Origin of the sequence: Corynebacterium mustelae, from assembly GCF_001020985.1 — a bacterium.
GTDB classification, from domain to species: Bacteria; Actinomycetota; Actinomycetes; order Mycobacteriales; family Mycobacteriaceae; genus Corynebacterium; species Corynebacterium mustelae.
Genome location: NZ_CP011542.1, coordinates 2979208 through 3000337, shown reverse-complemented (window position 1 = coordinate 3000337; position 21130 = coordinate 2979208). Strand labels below are relative to the sequence as shown.

Annotated in this window: 16 protein-coding genes; 8 read left to right on the top strand and 8 right to left on the bottom strand. The window is 54.3% G+C overall.

All coding sequences use genetic code 11. The features are described from left to right. Positions 1–200 precede the first annotated feature (200 nt). Positions 201–2396 carry a hypothetical protein gene (locus tag CMUST_RS13395; RefSeq protein WP_052844784.1) on the top strand — a complete coding sequence of 732 codons (2196 nt, stop codon included), beginning with the start codon at positions 201–203 and terminating at the stop codon, positions 2394–2396. Here CMUST_RS13395 and CMUST_RS13390 read toward each other — a convergent pair. Beyond that, a complete protein-coding gene (locus tag CMUST_RS13390; RefSeq protein WP_052844783.1) occupies positions 2393–3070 on the bottom strand; it encodes a hypothetical protein in 678 nt (225 codons plus the stop codon). The two genes, CMUST_RS13395 and CMUST_RS13390, sit on opposite strands and share 4 nt — an antisense overlap. Positions 3071–3307: 237 nt before the next feature. Here CMUST_RS13390 and CMUST_RS13385 point away from each other — a divergent pair, with 237 nt between their 5' ends. Both CMUST_RS13385 and purT read left to right on the top strand, forming a co-directional pair. Continuing rightward, on the top strand, positions 3308–4597 hold the full coding sequence (locus CMUST_RS13385; RefSeq protein WP_047262928.1) for an adenylosuccinate synthase: 1290 nt from the start codon (positions 3308–3310) through the stop codon (positions 4595–4597). A 30-nt stretch (positions 4598–4627) separates the two neighbouring features. Continuing rightward, positions 4628–5836: a formate-dependent phosphoribosylglycinamide formyltransferase gene (gene purT / locus CMUST_RS13380; RefSeq protein WP_047262927.1), complete on the top strand. Its 1209-nt coding sequence runs from the start codon at positions 4628–4630 to the stop codon at positions 5834–5836. On the opposite strand, the gene CMUST_RS13375 is transcribed toward purT, so the two are convergent. Then, positions 5833–6339, bottom strand: coding sequence for a GNAT family N-acetyltransferase (locus CMUST_RS13375; RefSeq protein WP_047262926.1), 507 nt, complete (start codon positions 6337–6339; stop codon positions 5833–5835). The two genes, purT and CMUST_RS13375, sit on opposite strands and share 4 nt — an antisense overlap. A 361-nt stretch (positions 6340–6700) precedes the next feature. After that, positions 6701–8083 carry an FAD-dependent oxidoreductase gene (locus CMUST_RS13370; RefSeq protein ID WP_047262925.1) on the bottom strand — a complete coding sequence of 461 codons (1383 nt, stop codon included), beginning with the start codon at positions 8081–8083 and terminating at the stop codon, positions 6701–6703. A 292-nt stretch (positions 8084–8375) separates the two neighbouring features. Between CMUST_RS13370 and pta the strand changes: the two genes are divergently transcribed. The 3 genes from pta (at position 8376) to CMUST_RS13350 (ending at position 12352) form a co-directional block, all read left to right on the top strand. Continuing rightward, positions 8376–9749: a phosphate acetyltransferase gene (gene pta / locus CMUST_RS13365; RefSeq protein WP_047262924.1), complete on the top strand. Its 1374-nt coding sequence runs from the start codon at positions 8376–8378 to the stop codon at positions 9747–9749. After that, complete coding sequence (locus CMUST_RS13360) at positions 9749–10939, top strand: acetate kinase (RefSeq protein ID WP_047262923.1); 1191 nt, start codon at positions 9749–9751, stop codon at positions 10937–10939. The genes pta and CMUST_RS13360 overlap by 1 nt, the downstream gene beginning before the upstream one ends. Positions 10940–11170: 231 nt before the next feature. Beyond that, complete coding sequence (locus tag CMUST_RS13350; RefSeq protein ID WP_052844782.1) at positions 11171–12352, top strand: HNH endonuclease signature motif containing protein; 1182 nt, start codon at positions 11171–11173, stop codon at positions 12350–12352. A gap of 54 nt (positions 12353–12406) precedes the next feature. On the opposite strand, the gene CMUST_RS13345 is transcribed toward CMUST_RS13350, so the two are convergent. From CMUST_RS13345 to CMUST_RS13335, 3 genes are read right to left on the bottom strand one after another with little or no spacing between them, the layout of a single operon-like run. After that, positions 12407–14701 (bottom strand): serine/threonine protein kinase, encoded by a 2295-nt coding sequence (locus tag CMUST_RS13345; RefSeq protein WP_047262921.1) that lies wholly within the window; start codon positions 14699–14701, stop codon positions 12407–12409. A 1-nt stretch (position 14702) separates the two neighbouring features. After that, entirely contained in the window at positions 14703–15686 is a 984-nt protein-coding gene (locus CMUST_RS13340) for a glutamate ABC transporter substrate-binding protein (RefSeq protein ID WP_047262920.1), read from the bottom strand. Then, positions 15686–17056 (bottom strand): hypothetical protein, encoded by a 1371-nt coding sequence (locus tag CMUST_RS13335; RefSeq protein WP_047262919.1) that lies wholly within the window; start codon positions 17054–17056, stop codon positions 15686–15688. The genes CMUST_RS13340 and CMUST_RS13335 overlap by 1 nt, the downstream gene beginning before the upstream one ends. 108 nt (positions 17057–17164) lie before the next feature. On the opposite strand from CMUST_RS13335, the gene CMUST_RS13330 reads away from it, so the two are divergent. Next, positions 17165–18094, top strand: a complete 930-nt coding sequence (locus CMUST_RS13330) for an ABC transporter ATP-binding protein (RefSeq protein ID WP_047262918.1) — start codon at positions 17165–17167, stop codon at positions 18092–18094. 2 nt (positions 18095–18096) lie between these two features. Next, positions 18097–18858, top strand: coding sequence for a multidrug ABC transporter permease (locus tag CMUST_RS13325; protein ID WP_047262917.1), 762 nt, complete (start codon positions 18097–18099; stop codon positions 18856–18858). A gap of 24 nt (positions 18859–18882) precedes the next feature. On the opposite strand, the gene cls is transcribed toward CMUST_RS13325, so the two are convergent. Both cls and CMUST_RS13315 read right to left on the bottom strand, forming a co-directional pair. Then, the gene (gene cls, locus CMUST_RS13320) at positions 18883–20361 is read right to left on the bottom strand and encodes a cardiolipin synthase (RefSeq protein ID WP_047262916.1); all 1479 of its coding nucleotides are present in this window, start codon (positions 20359–20361) and stop codon (positions 18883–18885) included. Then, positions 20358–21116: an exodeoxyribonuclease III gene (locus CMUST_RS13315; RefSeq protein ID WP_047263665.1), complete on the bottom strand. Its 759-nt coding sequence runs from the start codon at positions 21114–21116 to the stop codon at positions 20358–20360. The genes cls and CMUST_RS13315 overlap by 4 nt, the downstream gene beginning before the upstream one ends. Positions 21117–21130: the final 14 nt, after the last annotated feature.

Genomic DNA, 21130 nt, shown 5'->3' with positions numbered 1-21130 from the left:
TCGTGTCGTTCATCTTCCGATCAATTGTATTAGAAACCGGGCAACCGCACAGGGGGATATTCCCCACACCCGTTGACGGTAGGTGGGGGCGGGTGTAGATTCTTAGGTGGCGAGGCCCTAGACAGACGATACTTCAATTCTTATATTCGGACTCGGATGTTGCTTTCCTCGCCGTTTTAGATAAAAACTTTGGGGGAAAAGTGTTTACCACCGCAAGCATGCTGCGGCGTGGGTATTTCGTCGCGTCCGCAACCCAACCATCTGCCACTCAAGCGCAAACAGTCACCGCCGCGTATCAACTATTACGGCTCGGTTTCGTTTCCAAATGGGAGGAACTGGCGACCTTAACCGACACCGAACTCGTCGTGTTGCTAGAAAACGCCCGCACCGTCGCCGGTGTCAACCGTACCTTTAAGGTGATGTATCCGGGCTTTCCGCAGGAAGTCATGGACGCAGACGACATCACACTCGTATGCAACGCGATTATGCATTACTACGAATTCGGCGAGTGGTTGCCAACAACTAGCCGCAGATATCAGCGGGAAGCGCTCAAAGCCATCGATTGGACCCAGAATTTCCGGGAACTTATGCTCCGCCACCTCGACGATTCCACGTTAACGCAGCTATGGGCCAAGCCAGTGAGTATGTCCGCCGCCGACGTTATGCACAGCATCGATCTGATTAACGCGCTACGCGGCACCCAAATTTCCGAACTACCCATGAAAAACCCGCTGTTCGGGCGGTTCCGGCAGCTGGTGCGGGCTAACACCATAAACCGCACCGGCTTCGACCCGATCGCGCTGATGGAAACCACCACAATCAGAAACAGTGAAAACTTCGGGGCGGCATTGCACGGGCTGCGGCGCGCCGGGTTTGACCGTGACCGCATCATGGCGTCGGCGTTGGGCAAAGCGCGCAATCTTGACGACGTCCTACGCGCCGCGTTGGTGCTCTACACCAAAGTGCCAAATTCTGGATTCAGTTTTGCCGACCTGAAATACCCAGGTATCGCGGTGGCGACGATGCCGCGAAAAATCCGACGGCAAGTGCTTAAAGCCCTCGCGCTTTTCGACGACCCCACCAACCTCAACCTCCTGGTGCGCCGGAAACCCCTGTGGCAAAAAGTCATGCGCTCCATCCGACCGTACTCCATTTCCGGACACGACCAAGTGAGATTCCAACTGGATATCATCCATGACAACATCACCTACCGGAGCTTTAATAGCCAGGTGGAAACCGCCTTGGCCAAGGGGGACACGCAGCGCGCCCTTGAACTTATGGAAACCAGCCCAGGCATGCTCATTCGCCGTGCCCAACATCTCATGCGGCTAAGCCACACCGATCCGGCCGCCATGGCGCGGCTATGCGCTGCAATTGCTGAAATCGGTGCACAGTCACGGCTGAGCACCTTAATCTCCGCATATAACGCCCTGCGCAACCGAAACGCGGAACTAGTGGTGATCCGAATACTTGGAGTAGGCCCCAAATTACTGCGCCGAATCCCCGACGGGGTAGAAACTGAAACAGTAACCCAGGTAAAAACCGCGTTGGAATCGGCCATACGAAACCGATTGGCAGCCACCACCCCACCACGCGAGCCGGTCGCCTGCGGCTGCCCGGATCCGGTGGAATTGGTGCGGCGCGATGTCTCCGACACTATCCGGCCGCTCGCACGTGGCGAGCACATTCCGCTCGACTTTGCCGCTGATGATTGCTCGCTCCGGCTATTCATGCACTGGTTCGGCTTTGATGTTGACCTCGGGGTGATCTTCGCCGATGACACGCTTACGCAACAATTGGCTTACGTCGATTACACCAATCTGGCCGACAATAGATTGCGGCACGTGGTCACCCATTCCGGGGACATCGTGTACGCGCCGAAGCCGGACGGTGCAGCAGAATTTATTAATATCCGCCTGCGTTCCGAAGCCGGTCGCGCCGGGGCGGCTACTGTTTTCGACACGATTCCCGGAGTCCGCTACGCCATTCCGGTGTTGATTAGTTATAGTGGCCTGCCGTTTCGGCTGATCGACAACTACACCGGGGTGATGACGCGCCGCGGATTAATGTCGGGTGAAGTTTTTGAACCGCGCACGGTGGAAACCGCGATGCGGCTGGTGAACGATGGCACCTCTGCGATCCCGTTTGTCATTGACCTCAAAAATGAGGAATTGATCTGGCTGGATACGTCGTTAGGCGTCAAACGCGGCAGGCTTCACACCGGCGGAACCGGCGCTGTCGACATGGTGCGGGCGGAATTAGAATCCTTGAGTGCCCGCATGACGGTCGGCGAACTGCTATCCCTGTGGGCGGCCGCGCACGGGGCTGATACTACTGGTGAAACCGATACCCGATGCGCCACGGAACAGGTGGAGCGGCTGCTTGCCGAATGCTAGCGCCAGGGGTTTGAGGTGAACGACGTACTAAACGAACTGCTGAAATCTGAACCTTGGACGGCGTCGACGAATAAACCGGATGGGGCGATGCTGATCGTGGCGTCGGAATTAACCACCCGGAAGGTGCCCGCCGCCAGATTGGCCTCGTCGACATCCTTGCGGTAAACATCCGCCAAATAGTCGTGGGTGTAGTAGTACCCACCGGTGGTGCCGAATTGGCAGATCAGCACGTGTTTGCCATCGGTGCTTACCGCAGCAAACACCCAGGTATCGTTGCCTACGCACGAGAGCGCGGAAAACCCGGTAGCTTTCAGCCCCACCTGACTTGCAGCTTGGGTATTGGAAGCAGGCTCTTGGGGTTGCTGTTGCTGCGTTGCCACCGTGGTTGTGGTAACGACCTCAGTGACCACCTCTACTTTCTTTGTCACAGTCTCAGGCGCAGCAACTGGCACAGATTCCGAGGTTGAGCTTTTAAGAACCTGTATCCCTAACAGAACGCCAACAACTACTAATGCGATGGCGATGACAACCAAAATGGCAGTCAGCGAGCGGGAGCTTTTGGTGATTGGTTGTGGTGTTGGCGCCACAGGAGGGGGTAATTGAGCCCCCTGAAAAGCGTTGTGTAGGTTGTTTTTATCATCCATGCCGGAAGGCGAGGGGCCAGAATATGACATCAGGTTATCTTTCGTGTCGTGTCTGTAGCAGTTGCAATTTTAGTATGGGCTGGGAGTACAAGTGCGCAAAGACTGCAAGAAAAACAAGCGCAATCCGCAAGATTTATCGTGCAACAGTTGAGAAAACCAGCATTAGTTCCAGGAACCAGGGTGGTTCACTGTACAATAATCAAACGTCTGTGAACTTTCTGTTTTGGTTAGGAAGTTTAAAAAATCAAAGTCAAGGACGTGTAATTCATGGCAGCAATAGTGATTGTCGGTGCCCAATGGGGCGACGAAGGCAAAGGAAAAGCCACCGACATCCTCGGCGGTGTGGTTGACTATGTGGTCAAACCCAACGGTGGTAACAACGCCGGCCATACCGTTGTTGTCGGCGGCGAAAAATACGAATTGAAACTCCTGCCGGCCGGTGTGCTCTCTGAAAATGCCACCCCCATTCTTGGTAATGGCGTGGTGATTAACCTTGAGGCGCTTTTCGACGAAATAGATGGTCTCGAATCACGCGGTGCGGATGCGTCCCGGCTCCGGATCTCCGCAAACGCACACCTTGTTGCGCCATACCATCAAATACTTGACCGAGTACAGGAGCGGTTTTTAGGAAAACGCGCCATCGGCACCACTGGTCGCGGTATCGGCCCAACCTATGCGGATAAGGTTTCGCGAGTAGGCATTCGGGTACAGGACGTATTCGACGAGTCGATCCTGCGCCAGAAGATCGAATCCGCACTTGACATAAAAAACCAAATCTTGGTGAAGATGTATAACCGGCAAGCGATAGTCGCCGACGAGATCGTTGACTACTTCCTCTCCTACGCCGACCGCTTAAAACCCATGATGATCGACGCTGAGCTGGAACTTAATAAGGCTCTTGATGCTGGCAAGCACGTCCTCATGGAAGGCGGCCAAGCTACAATGCTGGACGTCGACCACGGCACCTACCCATTTGTCACCTCATCCAACCCCACTGCGGGTGGCGCCTGTGTCGGCTCCGGCATTGGTCCAACCCGGATTACGAGTTCTTTGGGGATTATCAAGGCATATACCACCCGGGTGGGGGCGGGTCCATTCCCAACTGAACTTTTCGACAAATGGGGCGAATTTCTCCAGGTTACCGGCGGTGAAGTCGGTGTGAATACCGGCCGGAAACGGCGGTGCGGTTGGTACGATTCCGTGATTGCCCGCTACGCAAGCCGCGTCAACGGCTTCACGGACCTATTCTTAACCAAGCTGGACGTGCTCACTGGTATTGGGGAAATCCCTATTTGCGTCGCCTACGATGTTGATGGCGTGCGTTATGACGAAATGCCACTGACCCAATCAGAATTTCACCATGCGGTTCCCATTTATGAAACCATGCCAGCGTGGGAGGAAGACATCACCGGCTGCACTAGCTTTGAAGAGCTTCCGGATAAAGCCCAAGCCTACGTGCGCCGGTTGGAGGAACTTTCCGGCTGTCGAATCTCCTACATTGGTGTAGGGCCAGGCCGCGATCAGACCATAGTAATTCATGACGTGATGGCCAACTAACAGCCTGAAACTAAAGTGAAGAGTTAGCTCATGTATAAACCGAAAACCGTCGGAACCCCGCTCAGCCCGAACGCTATCCGGGTCATGTTGCTAGGTTCCGGCGAACTAGGCAAGGAGATCGCCATCGCCTTCCAACGCCTCGGCGTGGAGGTGCACGCGGTCGACCGTTACGAAAACGCTCCCGCCCACCAAGTCTCCCACTTTGGTTATACGGTCGATATGACAGACGGTGCTGCTATCAAAGAACTTGTGGACTTTGTTGACCCGCACTTTATCGTGCCGGAACTAGAAGCCCTCAATACCAACACGTTGGCTCACTTGGAAGAAGAAGGGCGGACTGTCGTCCCCACGGCCAAAGCTACCCAATTAACCATGAACCGGGAGGGCATTAGGCGGTTAGCTTCGGAAAAACTTGGCATTCCTACCTCCGCTTACTGGTTTGCCAGCACCGAAGCGGAATTCCACGAGGCGGTTGCTCACGCTGGGTTTCCGTGTGTGGCTAAACCTAGCATGAGCTCCAGCGGCAAAGGTCAAAGCGTATTACAAGGCCCGGAAGATATTCCCAAAGCATGGAATACTGCCCAGCATGACGGTCGAAACCCCAGCAAGACGGTGATGGTGGAACGGTTCGTCAATTTTGACTTCGAGATCACTCTGCTGACAATTCGCTCGATCGACCCACAAAGCGGCGAATTGGCCACCTGGTTTTGTGAACCCATTGGGCACCGGCAATTAAGCGGCGATTATGTGGAATCGTGGCAACCGATGCCGTTAAGCCCCACCGCGCTTGATGCCGCCCGCTCCATCGCGGCCCGGATCACTAATGCGCTCGGTGGGCGCGGTGTTTTTGGCGTTGAACTATTCATCGCGGGGGACGAGGTGTATTTTTCCGAAGTCTCGCCCCGGCCACACGACACCGGCATGGTCACCTTGGCAACCCAACGCTTCGACCAATTTGCCCTGCATGCCCGCGCCATCCTCGGCTTGCCTATCGACGTCACGTGTACCAGCCCTGGTGCGTCAGCTGTGATTTACGGTGGGGTAGATGCAACCGCTGTAGGCTACACCGGACTTGCCGATGCACTCGCTATCCCCGAAACCGACATCCGATTATTTGGCAAACCCGAATCCTTTGCTTATCGACGCATGGGCGTGGCACTGTCGACCGCCGACGATGTTACAACGGCAAAAGCCCGCGCCAAAGCGGCAGCGGGCAGTATCCAGGTAGTAGCAAACTAGTCCAAGGTGGTATAGGTTGCTACCTTGGCTGCAGGCAACACCATCGGCATGTGTGGAACGCCATCCCAGTCGAATTCTTCACCGGATGAGGTAAAGCCCAACGCCTCATAAAACGGTACGCTGGTGGTTTGCGACTCGATATATACATCCCATTCCGGATTCTGCTCGGCCGCCAACCGCAGCGTTTGCTTCATGATTTCAGTACCTAAACCCTGATCCCGGTACGGTTGGGCGACACACACCCGACCCAAATGGAACCGGTTAGCACCAGACGGCGCAACCTCTGGATATAACCGAGCACATGCAATGAGATCCCGCTCCACTAGGTCAGCATGCTTCCATGCTTGAACGTGGAACGTGGTGTCGAGCGCATCGACCTCATCAATTTCCTGATACGGGCTCTTTTGTTCATGAACAAATACATCGACCCGTAATTTATAAATCTTATGCACTTCAAGCGCAGACAAGCGCGAAAGTTGGTCTACTGCGAAGAAAACGTTCATGACGCCCCAACTTACACTTTCTAGCTGCACACCGGGGAACCCAACATCCCAGGTGAACCACGTTCACGCAGTTCACCGGCGATTCGCAGGAATATTGATGTGTGCAAGTTCACGACAATACATGCTAGTGACTTAAAATCAAACCTAATGAAAGGCTAAAAATCTACAGTGAAGCACGCAGGTGCTTCTTAGTATTGTCCGGTTTTTCGTGTGCTGCGTTAGCGTCAATCCGATACGGTTCTAGCGGCCAGCCCCCACAAGGTTCGCAGCACACAGGTTTCTGAATCTAGGGGGAGACAACGGTGACGCCCCCAGCTACAAAGATTTTCTTTAATAGTGGGGGCGTCGAAAAGCTAGGGGCCTAGGCGTCGTGGCGAGCGTGGGAAACCATCTCATCCCACTCCACGATCTTCTTCCGTTCCCGGCCTTCCGGTGCGCCCAATGCGCGTTCCGCATTATCCAGCCGATGCCACCCATCCCAGGTGGTAAACGTGATACCTTGCGCATTCAGGAATTCCAACACGGCATCCTTAGACGGCTGCGCCGGAGCCTGGAGCTTACCCGCAGCGTAATCAGCCAACAGCATCTCCGTGGTTTCCTTCGCATCCGACTTGGTATTGCCGATCAACCCAACCGGGCCGCGCTTAATCCAGCCCGTTGCGTATAACCCAGGAACCGGCTGCCTAGAATCCGGATCCAGCACATGTCCACCATCGTTCGGGATGACCGCGGACTCAGCATCAAACGGCACGCCTGTCACCGCGTCCGAACGGTAACCCACCGCGCGATACACAGACTGCACCGGCCATGTCGTGAATGTGCCGGTACCAGTAACGCCGCCGGAACCGTCCAACTGCATACGCTCGGTTTTTAACCCCACAACCTTGCCGTTTTCGCCAAGAATTTCCACTGGGGATTCGAAGAAATGAATGAAAAGCTTATGCGGCGCGCCCTGCGGATCCCGCATTGCATATTGCTCCAACGTCTGGCACACCAAATCCTGCGATTTTGAATCCCGCCGTGCCTGTTCGCTGGCAGCATCGTAATCAATATCTTCCGGATCGACGATCACCTCAATGGTAGGGGAGTGATCCAATTCCTTCAGCTCCAACGGCGTGAACTTCGCCTGGGCCGGGCCCCGGCGGCCAAACACGTGCACCTCGGTGGCCTTATTATTCTTCAGCGACGCATACACATTGTCCGGAATCTCAGTCACCAATAACTCATCACCCGTCTTGGCCAGAATGCGCGCCACATCCAACGCCACGTTCCCCACCCCGATAACCGCGACCTTTTCAGCAGACAAATCCCAATCCCGCTTAAAATCCGGATTGCCGTCATAGAAACCGACAAACTCCGCCGCACCATGCGAACCAGCCAAATCCTGCCCAGGAATATCCAAATCCCGGTCCGCTACTGCGCCGGTAGAAAACACGATGGCATCATAGAACTGGCGCAATTGCTCAACCGTTACGTCAGTTCCCACCGCAACGTTGCCCAAGAATCGCAGCTGCGGTTTCTCCATAATCGCGTGCAAGGAATTAACAATCGCTTTAATACGGGGATGATCCGGGGCAACACCATAACGGATCAGCCCAAACGGAGCCGGCATCCGCTCAAACAAATCAATCTCGACATCGGTACCAGACTTCATCAACAAATCAGAAGCATAAATACCGGCCGGGCCCGCGCCGACCACCGCTACGCGTAATGGGCGGGAAGAATCTAACGAGGTTGAGCTCATAGTCGCTTCGAAATCCTTAGAACACTAAAACAACACATACATTTCACAGCGTGGATACTTACACGCCCCTTAGCACTTTACGCCCAATAGTCGCTGGGCAATAGTTATCCGCTTTATTAAAGAAAGTAATTGCTACGGGGCATGCGGTAAAAACTTTTCATGAGATAAGTATTTTTGCTAATACGAAGCGCCCATAGGGGAACTAAACCTTGTAAACTTATGGGTTGATTCACAGGCGGCAGGTTTTTGACGCCTGTCTCACACTCGCTGTAATAAAGAGAAGGGATTTCTGGTGACCCAAACTACTCGCTCCGTGTTGCTCACCGCCATCGGCCGCCGTCTTAACCCAGCGGAAGTTGCCGAATTTGCTAACGCATTAGGCGTCAACATACGTCCACTGGTCCATGAAACACCGGAAATCGCCGATGTCCTGAAACACGCATCGGATGACCCCGTGGTCTATACCGGCACCGGAAATTTAAACTTTGACGCTCGATCCGCGGCAGCACTGGGCGTGGCCATGGTTATCCAAGCAGCTGAAGAAGCTACCATAACCGAACTCGCTCGGATCGAGGCGGCAGAGCTTGGAGCAAAAATTGCGGCCATTGTCGTCGGCGAACAATCGTTGACCACAGCAACGGAAGCGGCACGCACCACTGAAGCGCAACAGGTTATGAATGCTGATGTTTTCGAACACTGGCTATTAAACCGGGCTAAGCAAAATCAAGCACACATCGTCTTGCCAGAAGGCGACGATGACCGAATCTTAACCGCAGCTGACCAGCTTCTACGGGAACGCATTTGCCAGCTAACCATATTGGGCGACCCGGCAACCGTCTTGGCCCGTGGCGTGGAACTAGGCTTAGATCTATCAAATGCAAATATTGCGGACCCGCTTAACGACGCCCGCGCTGAGGAATTTGCCCAAGAATTCTATGAGCTTCGCAAACACAAAGGGATGACCCTCGAAGAAGCCAAAGAAACCATGAAGGACATCTCCTACTATGCAACCATGATGATCCATAAGGGCCTGGCCGATGGCATGGTATCCGGTGCTGCGCACACTACCGCACACACCATCAAACCCTCCTTCCAGATCATTAAAACCGTCCCCGGCGCCTCAGTCGTATCCTCCATATTCATTATGGTCATGCGCGGAAAACTGTGGGCATTCGGTGACTGCGCAGTCAACCCCAACCCCACCGCAGAACAACTTGCGGAAATTGCGGTCATCTCGGCTCGCACCGCAGCCCAATTCGGTATTGATCCTAAAGTAGCGATCCTCAGCTACTCCACCGGCACCTCCGGCACCGGCCCAGACGTAGACCGTGCGACAGAGGCCGTCCGGATCGCCCAAGAAAAAGACCCCGCTTTGCTTGTCGACGGCCCCCTGCAATTCGACGCAGCCATGGATCCCGGTGTAGCAGCCAAAAAGCTACCCGACTCCAAGGTAGCTGGCCAAGCAAATGTGTTTATCTTCCCGGACCTTGAAGCTGGAAACATCGGATACAAAACCGCGCAACGCACCGGCCATGCCCTCGCCGTTGGTCCCATCCTCCAAGGCCTTAATAAGCCAGTCAATGACCTATCCCGCGGCGCGACCGTCCCCGACATCGTTAACACCGTGGCAATCACCGCGATCCAGGCAACAGGAGGCAAAGCTTAATGTCCCTCGTCCTCGTGCTCAACTCCGGTTCCTCCTCCATCAAATTCCAACTTGTCGACCCCGACCAACACGCAACTGACGAGCCCTTCGCCTCCGGTCTCGTCGAACAAATCGGAGAAACCGAGGGGACCATCACCCTGAAACACGCAGGTGAAAAACACACCATTAAAGCACCAATCCCTGACCACGCAACCGGATTGGACCTTTCTTTCAAACTCATGGGCGAACACGGCTGCGGCCCGCTCGACGTAGACCTTGTCGCCGTCGGACACCGGCTCGTTCACGGCGGAATCCTATTTAGCAAACCGGAAATCATCACCGATGAAATCCTTGAGATGGTACGCGACCTAATCCCACTAGCGCCGCTGCACAATCCAGCAAACATTCAAGGCGTGGAAGTGGCACGGGAACTACTGCCAGACATTCCGCACATTGGAGTATTCGACACCGGGTTTTTCCACGCCATGCCGCCAGCCGCCGCGCTTTATGCCATCAACGCCGAAGTCGCCGCCGAAAACGGAGTGCGCCGCTACGGATTCCACGGCACCAGCCACGAATACGTGTCACACAAAGTGCACGAACTCATGGAATCCGACCACATCAACCAGATCACCCTCCACCTCGGCAACGGTGCCTCCTGCGCAGCCATTAAAGCCGGACAGCCCATCGACACCTCCATGGGCATGACCCCGCTAGCCGGATTGGTCATGGGCACCCGCTCCGGCGACATCGATCCCGGTATCGTGTTCCACCTCCACCGCACCGCAGGCATGAGCATCGATGAGATCGACTCCCTATTAAACAAACAGTCCGGTGTCAAAGGAATCTCCGGAGTCAATGACTTCCGAGAACTACGTGCCAAAATTGATGACGGAGACCAAGACGCTTGGCTTGCCTATAACGTCTACATCCACCAACTGCGCCGCTACATCGGCTCCTACATGATCACACTTGGAAACGTCGACGCCATCACCTTTACCGCAGGTGTCGGCGAAAACGCCACCTTCGTGAGAGCCGATGCATTAGCCGGACTGGAAATGTACGGCATCAAAATAGACGAAGAGCGCAACAACCAACCCAACACCGGGCCGCGGCTCATCTCTACCGACGACTCTCGCATCAAAGTGTGGGTCGTGCCGACCAATGAAGAGCTGGCAATCGCCAGGTATGCGAAAAAACTCGCCAGCTAACCTTATTAAAGAAAACCGGGCTGATACATTATCAGCCCGGTTTTTGCTTAAAGAATCTCAGGTGGGTGCCCCCGAATCGAAAAGTGCCCATTCTTTAATAAGACTCACCGAAACCCCGGAACGGTTCCCGAAACCCCGAAATTCTTATCTGGCATATAAGCAGGCACAACCACGCATAGAAACTTCCTAAACCCATTGCTAAGGCGCACGTGTGTTCAATACCCTTAGATCATGGACATGCCAGAAATCTTTATCGCATACGCGCAGCTAGCGCAGCGAGGGGCGGAACTTCTCCTCGCCATTAAAGAAACAGGCATGGATAAAATTGAACTTTCTACAGCACTGGGGATCTCGCAAGCCACCGCGAGCCGAATGATCGCTACTGCGAAAGTCTACGAATCCGAAGAACTAGCTCAGGCCGACGGAATCTGCTTCGAAATCCTCCGCGATATTGCGATCACCTCACGCAAACTGACAAACCCCGACGTCGACAGGCAAGCACTGCGAGCGCAGCTTTTCGACGACGCCCGCAGCCGCACCGTAGACGAAAACAAACAACACGTCACCGCCGTCGTCGAAAAGCTCAACGGCGGATACACCCGCAACCGCAAATGGCACCTACGCTACTCCGCAACCCCAGATGCTGACGGAATGAGCTACATCATTGCTAAACTCCCCACAGAACAAGCCGAACACTTGCGCAGCTCACTTACCCCCGAAGCCCGAGCCCTCGTCCACTCCCACAACGCTGTCGACGAAGCAGAGGGCCACGCCAAAGCCCTCTACCGCCGGATTGCCACCCCTATTAAAGAAATCGAATACGCCGAAGCCTGGGAAAACCCCGAAAACCCGCGAGACCTACGGCAACGCCCATGCATCATCATCCCCGACTGGGAACTAACGAAAAACATTGATGGCACCGTCGTCGACACCAACGGAGTAGTCGTAAACATCAATGACATAGCAAACCGGCGACTCGAAAAATACGGATTCGCCGTCACAATCTACAAAGACCACACCGGCGTCATGCGACCGCAAAACGTACTCGAAATCAAACGCCTTGCCGACGCCAACGACCGATTCCTCAGCATCCTCAGCCACCTCGTGTGCCAACACCCCGACTGCACCATCAACGCAATCCGCTGCGAAACCCACCACATCCAATCCTTCGCGACAGGCGGGAAAACCAGCCCCGAAAACCTATGCCCACTGTGCCGAAAACACAACCTCAAAAACGACGACGGCCCCACCATTAAAAACGGCAGAGTCATCACCGACCCTGCCACCGGACTAACCTATTACCAAATGCCCGACGGCACTATTAGAAGAAACCGACACCGCGCAAATAAACGAGGACTTGCCGCCTACGCAGCGCGAATGAGTGCTATCGATAAACCACCACCCGAAGCCTAAAACACACCCGCCAACGGCCGCAACCACAATGGTTAGCGGCCTAGCAGTGCTGTATTAAAACCACGTGCGTGGCCGAACCTTATTAGCGGTATCCACCAGTTGATACCGATGCGCAGCCGACGGGGCACTACGCGCCTGCAACCGCAACGCACGCTCCAACCCCTCACGCAACCCCATCTGGGTAAACGGATAATCGAACAAATCATTTTTGCTAGCGGAAGCTTCAAGATTCTCAGAACGCAACCACTGCAATGCCGCATTGAGCACCGCAATTTGAACCTGTAAAAACCTCGGCTCGTTAGTGGGAATTTCCTCTAGTCGGCGAGCAGCTCGCCGAATCCTCTGCTCATTAGGGGATTGGGACGTGAGATACAAAATGCTAGTCAGCTGTGCCATCCTATGATGCATTGAAGCTGCAGGAACCTTATCTAGTGCCTGAACCGCCATATCCACCTGCTGCTCAGCCATCAACTGCCGAGCTAACCCGAAACCCGAACTAACCGTCGTCGGATTTGTCGCCCACACCAGGGCATACATGTAAATTGCCTTATAGCGCAATACTGCAGGATCCTGAGTGAGCTTCGACCAAAGGCCTGCCATCTCATTAACAATCTCGCCCTTTAATGATGCAGCTTCAATAGCAGTCTCTGGCTTTAATAACGGCGTATTGGCAAATCCCTGCGACTGCAAAATGATCTCACTTACTGCCGCGCGCGCAAGTTTCGGGGCAGCTTCTCCAGGAAGGATACTGAATACGTTATTGAAAGCTATTTGAGACTCGGAGTAATCATCAAGCAACAAGCTTGTAATGCCTGCGTACCACTGGTAGCGCCAGTCGGTTCCCATTGAAGGCCCTAATGTATTAAGCCAATTTTGTGCCTCACTGGTAAACCCAAGGTCTAATAGGGAACGAACAATACCTAGCGGGATTTCTTTACTTTGTGAAAACTCCTCCTGTGCTATTGCTTCTCGCATTGTCTCTAATGCTTCGGAAGGTTCGGTGTAACTCGACCCTGCGATCATCGCTGCCCCCGGATCTGCCCGATCAAGCAGCGGTGCGTGCAAAGCAGCTACTACTTCTGGCGGAGTGATGCGGATACTGCGTTCGATGCCGTCGATTAGTTGGTCAGTTTTGAAAACTATATGTTTGGTTCCGAATGTTGATCGTTGTGGGGAGAACAATGAATGCTGCGCGGGGAATTGTTTTTCGTCGTGGATAGCGAGGTATTCACGCAGCACACCGTACAACTGGGTTTCAAGTTCTCTAATGGTGGAGAAGCGTTTTTCCGGATCTGGTTCCGTTGCCCGCTTTAATAGGCGGTAAAACGACAAGTATTGGGCAAACAATGGCTCGTCGTCTGGGCCGGGAAGTTCTGGAACATATACGCCGTTTTCGGTGGGGAGTTTGATGGTAAGCGCTGCAAGTGTGCGCCCGATCGTGTAAATGTCGCTTGCGACGGTTGGTCCGTGAGTTGCTACTTCGGGGGCTTGGTATCCTTTTGTTCCGAAGATAAAGCCGAAAGCGCCGATTCCAGTTACTGCGCCTAGGTCGATGAGTTTTACTTGGTCTTCGGTTGCGATGATGTTTTCGGGTTTTAGGTCGTTGTAGACGACGCCGCGGGCGTGGAGGTATTCAAGCGCTGGGAGGGTTTCGAGGATGTAGCCGATGGCGATGTCGATGGGGAATACTCCATCAGGTTGTTCTTTTTGTCGGGTGCCTAGCGACGGGCCGGGTGCGTATTCCATGACGATGAATCCGCCATCGACGCGGGCGTCGTCGATGAAGTTGTAGGATTTAACGATCACCGGGTGGGTGATGTCGGCGAGGAATTCTCGTTCAGCGACAGCTGCTTGGTAATCGCGGGGGTTGTCTTTGCTAATAAGCCCCTTTAATACGACGACTCTGCCCGATACATTGCGGTCTTGTGCCAGGTAGATCCAGCCCATGCCGCCGTGTGCAATGACCCCGAGCACTTCGTACTGTCCGGCGACAACGTCCCCCTTATTAAGGACTGGCTTTTCGACGCCCGCACCGACTACCTTTTCATCTTCCGGATCAATGAGCCCAAATTCTTTAATAGGGACGAAGGGCAATCGCACCATCCCATTGGCTACTGCCCGGTCACCACGTGCGGCTCCTCTGCGTTCTCTGAAGGTTGTGAGGGCTTGTTTGCGTGATCGGGTGGAGGGGTCTTCTGGCGGCGGCGGTTTTAATAAGGATTGGTAGTCTTCGTCTTCCCATTCGTCTTCGAAGGGGTTGTAGGGGATGGCCGCTGTGGTTGGGCTGGTTGGGGTGTCGTCTTCGAAGGGGTTGTAAGGGACGGCTTCAGTGTGGGGTTGATTGTCCATGTTATTTTGGTTCTGTTCGGTACTTGGTGGCTGGTGGGGTTTGGTTGGGGAGGTAGTTGCCGAACCAGTGGTTGTAGGTTTTTTGCCAGGTTCCGTCGGTGTAGGTGCGTTCGAGGGTGGCGTTTACTTGTCGTATGAGGCCGTCGGTGTGGTGCCGGTGGCCGGGTTTCGCGATGGCTATTCCGTAGTTGTCTGTATTAAGGGATTTGCCGATGATTGTGGTGAATGGGTCTTGGGCGGCGATTCCGGAGAGTATGGTGTCGTCGGTGATGACTGCGTTTGCTTGGTTTTGTTGGAGTGCGATGAGGCAGTCTGCGCTGTTGCGCACGACGAGTAAATCTGAGGTTGGTGCTTGTCGACGCGCTATGTCCGCGCCTGTTGACTTGTTTGTAACACAAATGGTGCGTCCATGAAGATCGCCGATTTCTTTAATAAGGGAGGATTTGTCTGTGAGTATTCGCGTATTTCCTGCCAGGTATGGGGTTGAGAAGGACACTTGGTCTTGTCGGTGGCGGGTGATGGAGATGGTGCGTATCGCTATGTCGATTGTTTTGGATTCCAGTGATGCGACCCAGTTGGCGGAATCGACGAAGCGGAATTCGATGTGGTTGGGGTCTCCGAAAATGTCGCGGGCTATTTCCTTGGCGAGGTCTATTTCGAAACCTTGAAGTTCACCAGCGGCGGTGTCTCGGAAGGAAAGGAGGTTTTGGGATTGGTCCACTCCTACGATGAGTCGGCCGCGTTCGATGATGTGGGGTACTCGTTCTTCTGGTGTTTTGTCGTCGGGGGCGAGGCTGCCGAGTAATTCTGTGTCGACGATTGTTCGGGGCGCTTTTGTGCCAGCTTTTTCGATGACAGCGCCTTGTGGCAGGGGGGTGTAAGGGAGGCTTGGGGCAGGGGTGGGGGCTGGTAGTGGGGTTGGTTGTGCGCAGGCGCTGATGATGAGGGTGCAGCCTAGTGTGGCGATGATGCGTGATAGGTGCATTAGAGGTACTCCTGCAGTCGGGGTCGGATTCCGATCCATAGGCTTAATACGGAAATGATGCTGATCAGCAGGACCATGGTGGATACGAGGGTGGATGCGGTTACGCCTTGGTCGAGGTAGGCGCGCATGATGGTGCGGTTTTCGTCGATAAGCATGGCGAGCGCTGTGTCGAGGTCTTCGTATGCTTGAGCAGTTTCGGATTTGAGTGCCAGGGCTTGGGCGGTTTCGTAGTCGCCGACGTTGAGCGCGGTGAGGATGTCGTTGTGGGAGTTGGCCCAGGTGCTTAGTGCGGTTTCAGCTTCGCGTGCGGTGGGGTGGTTGAAGGTGGCTAGAGTTTCTTTAATAGAGGAGGTGGCCGTGGCGAAGGTAGTGCCGGAGCTTTCTAGCGATTGCCGCCATACCAGTGCCAGCATTTCTTGGGTGCGGGCTTGTTGGGCGAGAATGCGGGCGTCGGTGAGGTTTTCTAGGGGTGCGGAGGCTTTTTCGTAGGCTTTGGAGCCTGCTTGCCATGTGATGGCGTTTGCGGTGACTACCCAGGTGGTTGCGATTGCCATGAGTGCGAAGGCTAGTAGCATTCCCTTATTAAAGCGGCGGTTGGTGGTGGCGGACATCCAGATTTGGGCGAGTATGAGTGCGATGAGTGCGGCGGCGAGCCCGGAGATGGGAAGCCATAGGGGTTCGGTGAGTGATAGTTGTTGCTTTTCGACGTTTTCACTGGTCAGCGTGTAGAGGCGTGCGGCTAGTGGTAGGAGTTCTTCTCGCATGAGGGTGGAGGCTTCGGACATGTAGGCCACACCAACTGGGTTGCCTTGGCGATTATTGGCCCAGGCGGTTTCTACTATTCCGGTGTAGATGGGGAGTTTTTGGGATAGTTCTGTGATTAGTTCGAGTTCTTGGGTGTCGTCGATGGTTATGCCACCAGCGGTTTGGGCGATGGCGTGTCCTGCTTCTTGGAATGCGGTGAAGTATTCTGCCCGAGCGGTCTCGGAGTCAGTTCCCGCGAGCACGAAGCCGGAGGACGCGGCGGTGTTGGCGGAGGATAGTGACGTGTAGAGGTTGTGGGCCATGTAGCTGACGGGTTCGGTGTTATTGATGAGCCGGTCGAAGTCTAAGCGGCGGTCAGCTGCGATATTGGACATGGAGATTCCGGCTGAGAATGTGAAGATGCTTAGTAGGAGCACCATGGCGGTCATTTTGCCGGGTGTTGTGTTGAGGAAGCGGAGAAATTTTTTCGTCCAGCGGCGGGGATAGTTGATGTATCCGTGCCAGAGTCGGCGGATGACGCTGCGGCGGCGGGCGGTTTTGTCGAGCCACCGATCTTGGGTGTCATCTGGCACAAGCTGGGCGATGGGGCTGGTGTTGGCTTCCAATGTTTCTGCCTTCTCGCGGGGATACTATTTTGTGTTAAAGGATAGTGGATTTTCGGTTTTTGATGCAGCTTGGCCACAGCGTGGCTTTTTTGTGACAGAATTGCTTGCATGATTGAAGTGCGAGGTTTATCCAAGCAGTACGGCGATGTTCGTGCGGTGGATGATTTGTCTTTTGATGTACGTCCGGGCATCGTTACTGGGTTTTTGGGCCCTAATGGTGCGGGAAAATCGACGACGATGCGGATGATATTGGGCTTAGATGCGCCGACATCAGGTACGGCGCTTATCGACGGTGTTGCGTACCGATCCATGAAAGATCCGCTGTTTAAGGTGGGGACGTTGCTAGATGCTAAAGCTGTGCATCCAAATCGCCGAGCGATCGATCACTTGACCTGGGTGGCCCAGTCGAATGGGATTAAGAAATCTCGGGTTGGGGAGGTGTTGCATCTGGTTGGCTTGACTGGGGTGGCAAAGAAAAAGGCTGGTGGTTTCTCGCTTGGTATGGGACAGCGGCTTGGCTTGGCTACGGCGCTTTTGGGGGATCCAGAGATTTTGATTCTGGATGAGCCGGTCAATGGTCTTGACCCGGAGGGCATCCGGTGGGTGCGCGAGTTTCTGCGGGGGTTGGCTAGCGAAGGGCGAACGATTCTGGTGTCGTCGCACTTGTTAAGCGAAATGTCGCAGACTGCGGATCACCTGGTGGTCATTGGTAAAGGCAAACTGGTTGCTGATTGTTCAACCTATTCCTTTATTAAAGAAAATTCGAAGTCGACGGTGATCGTGCGCAGTTCTGATAATGAGCGGTTGCGGTTGGGTTTGGAACAGCAGGGAATTGTTGTGCGTACCGAAGTAGATGAGGAAGGTCGGCCGTTATTGCTTATTGATAACTTCCAGACCGATCAGGTGGGTGCGGTTGCGTTCCAGCACCAGATTGCGTTGTATCAGCTATCTGAGCGGCAGGCTTCCTTGGAGGATGCCTTCATGGAAATGACAAATCATGCTGTCCAGTACCAGGCCACCGAGAGGGAGTCGAACTAACCATGAAGACCTTTATTTCTGAGTGGACTAAATTAACAACCACCAACGCTATTTATTGGACCACGGCGTTGTTTATTTTCATGGCTGTTGGTTTCGCGGCTTTAGCCGGTAGCCAGGTAGAGCCGGATCCGTTGGTCTTTAATATCCCGATTTTGTATGCGGATAAGGTTGTCACGGCGATTGCTGCGCTGGGTACATTTGTGGTTAGTGTTCAGGCGATCATGGTGGTGACGGCGGAGTATCGGCACAATTACCAGTCGGTGACGTTCATGGCTACCCCTAATCGGATTGTGGTGGCGTTGGCGAAGTGGTTGCTGTATTCGATTATCGTTGCGATTGTCACTTTCATCACGGTGATTTTGTGTTTTTACATGGCAAAGACCACCGCCACGGAGGCAGCTTCGGCAACGCTTGAGGTGTGGCGGGATGATAATGCTCGCCGCATCATGTGGACGTATCCGTTGACGTTGGTGCTATTGGTTACCTTTAGTCAGGGGGTTGCGTGGTTGTTGCGGCAGACTGCCGGTGCGGTGGCGTTGATGAGCCTGTGGATACTCGCGTTGGAAGGCATTCTTAGTTTGCTGCCGCACATAGGTGAGTACGTTAAACAGTATGGGCCAATGAGCAATATGACGGCGTTTCTTTTGAAGGAGCCAATTGTTGATGGGCCGTGGGGGGTGTACGGTTCCGGTATTTATTTTGCGTGCTGGGCTATTGTCGTTTTCCTCATTGGCGTTGGCGTATTAAAGTCGCGGGACGCGTGATCGTTGCTTTTCGACGCACCAAGGTCACTGCAGTGCGGATGTCAGACGCATAATATTGTCGATGTATCTGCGGGCTAATCCTCGTTTATTCCATTCGCTCAGGGTTAGCTCGGTGGAGTTTGCCTGATACTCGGTGGTCAGCTCGTTTAATTGGGTAATGATGTCCCCGCGGGTCATCATCAGCGATACTTCGTAGTTAAGACCGAAGCTACGCATGTCCATGTTGGATGACCCCACCACTCCAACCGCATCGGGGGATTCCGGGTCGGCGAGAACGTATTTTGAGTGCAGAACATACGGGGCGCGGTATTGGAAAATCCGTACCCCGGCTTCTAGTAATGCTTGGTAGTAGGAGGATTGGGCGTGGCCGACCATGAATTGGTCGGCCTGTTCGCTTACAAGCAATTCCACTCGAACTCCTCGGTAGCAGGCTGAAGTGACGGCCTCAAGCATGGATTCATCGGGAATGAAATATGGTGAGCACATCACTAGCCGGTCTTTGGCGTGGTGGATGATGGAATTGAACATCCTCAGGTTCGGTTCAGTGGTGTAGCCAGGGCCCGATGGCACTAATTGGACAAGATTGACGTCTTCTCGTTCGAGGTTGGGGGGTGCTTGATCGACAACCTCTAATAGTTCGTCGGATTCGAGATACCAGTCCACGGCGAAGACCGTGTTCATGCTGGCAACTACCGGCCCAGACAGTTCCACCATGATATCGATCCAGTGGCGGCCGTCTTTAATATTGGCGGGCAAAAGGTAGGAAGAGTCGATCATATTAAGGGAACCGAGGAATCCTCGTTCCCCGTCGATAATCAACATTTTTCGGTGATTGCGCAGGTCCGGTCGGCGGAAGCGCCATCGCCAAGGTTGTAGCGGTAGCATGAGGTGCCATTCCACCCCAATGGCGCTTAGCCTGCGACCTAATTTATAGAATCCGGGGTATTTCCATGACCCGACGTGGTCGAGTAGTAGCCGAACTTTGACACCGCGCCGGGTAGCACGGGCAAGTGCCTGAAAGAACACATCGGTGGTGTCGTCCCAGGCCATGATATAGATTTCGACGTGCACGTAATCGCGGGCATTATCGACGGCTTCGGCCATGCGTTTGATGATGTCGTTGTAGTCGCTGTGAACACCGTGGTTGGTGCCGGTGACTGCGGGCATGGCTGTCAGTGTCCGGTTGAGGGCGATCACCGAGTCGAGTTCCCGGCTGATTTCCTCTAATGGGTGGTTTGGCACTTTGGCTTGGACGTTGGTGATGCGTCGAGTAGCGGCTTGCTGGATTCGGTGCCGCCTGCGGTTGATGTAGGGCGAGCCCATGAGCAAAAACAGCGGCAATCCGATGTATGGCAGAGCCAAAATGGCCAGGAGCCAAGCGGTGGAGGAGGAGGGACGTCGGCCTTCGGGTACGAAGCCAATGGCGATTATCTTGATGGAGTAGTCAATGATAAGGCCAATGGTTTGCCAGCTGGAGAGATCAAAATTGCCGAGTGTGATCATAGGGCGTAATCCACGATCACTGGGGCATGGTCGGATGCGCCTTTGCCGGCACGCTCTTTAACGTCGATAAGCGAATTTGTGGCTGTAATATCCCGCGCCAGCTGGAAGTCGATGAGCATTCCTTCCCCTCGGTCGAATCGTGCACCTTTGTAGTCCCAGTATGAAAACCCTGTGAACGGGGAAGTTACGGTAAGCCCGGCTTCTAATAACCTGTCAAAGGCTTGGCGTTCGGGCTCAGTGACGTGAGTGAGCCCCACAAACGCTGCCGGTGACCACACGTGGGCATCTAGTGGTGCGATGTTGAAATCGCCGCCAAGTACCAGTGGGCCGGTTGTATGTGAGACGTGGTTGGCGAGTGCGTGAAGCCAGCGCAGCTTGTAGTCGTAGTGTGGGTCGGCGATTTCGCGGCCGTTGGGTACATATAGTGACCAGACCCGGACGCCATTGCAGAGTGCGGAGATGGCGCGTGCTTCAATTTCCTGGGGTTTTGTGGGGTCTTTGTGGAAGCCTGGCTGGCCAGGGAATGCGGTTTCTACATCGGTTAAGCCTATTCGGGACAAAATCGCCACACCATTCCATTGATTGAAACCTAGGTGTGCGATCTCGTAGTCGGGAAAGGCGTCGTATGGAAACTGGGCGTCGGTGCATTTGGTTTCTTGAACGAGGCAGACATCAATGTCATGGCGGTGGAGGAAATCCGTCATGCGGGTGACTCGGGTGCGTGCAGAATTGACGTTCCAGTTGGCAATACGCATGACTTTAACCATAC

Coding starts and splice junctions, on each gene's coding strand:
- CMUST_RS13390 (WP_052844783.1), bottom strand. CDS start 3,070: ATGTCATATTCTGGCCCCTCGCCTTCCGGCATGGATGATAAAAACAAC.
- CMUST_RS13385 (WP_047262928.1), top strand. CDS start 3,308: ATGGCAGCAATAGTGATTGTCGGTGCCCAATGGGGCGACGAAGGCAAA.
- purT (WP_047262927.1), top strand. CDS start 4,628: ATGTATAAACCGAAAACCGTCGGAACCCCGCTCAGCCCGAACGCTATC.
- CMUST_RS13375 (WP_047262926.1), bottom strand. CDS start 6,339: ATGAACGTTTTCTTCGCAGTAGACCAACTTTCGCGCTTGTCTGCGCTT.
- CMUST_RS13370 (WP_047262925.1), bottom strand. CDS start 8,083: ATGAGCTCAACCTCGTTAGATTCTTCCCGCCCATTACGCGTAGCGGTG.
- CMUST_RS13360 (WP_047262923.1), top strand. CDS start 9,749: ATGTCCCTCGTCCTCGTGCTCAACTCCGGTTCCTCCTCCATCAAATTC.
- CMUST_RS13350 (WP_052844782.1), top strand. CDS start 11,171: ATGGACATGCCAGAAATCTTTATCGCATACGCGCAGCTAGCGCAGCGA.
- CMUST_RS13345 (WP_047262921.1), bottom strand. CDS start 14,701: ATGGACAATCAACCCCACACTGAAGCCGTCCCTTACAACCCCTTCGAA.
- CMUST_RS13340 (WP_047262920.1), bottom strand. CDS start 15,686: ATGCACCTATCACGCATCATCGCCACACTAGGCTGCACCCTCATCATC.
- CMUST_RS13330 (WP_047262918.1), top strand. CDS start 17,165: ATGATTGAAGTGCGAGGTTTATCCAAGCAGTACGGCGATGTTCGTGCG.
- CMUST_RS13325 (WP_047262917.1), top strand. CDS start 18,097: ATGAAGACCTTTATTTCTGAGTGGACTAAATTAACAACCACCAACGCT.
- cls (WP_047262916.1), bottom strand. CDS start 20,361: ATGATCACACTCGGCAATTTTGATCTCTCCAGCTGGCAAACCATTGGC.
- CMUST_RS13315 (WP_047263665.1), bottom strand. CDS start 21,116: ATGCGTATTGCCAACTGGAACGTCAATTCTGCACGCACCCGAGTCACC.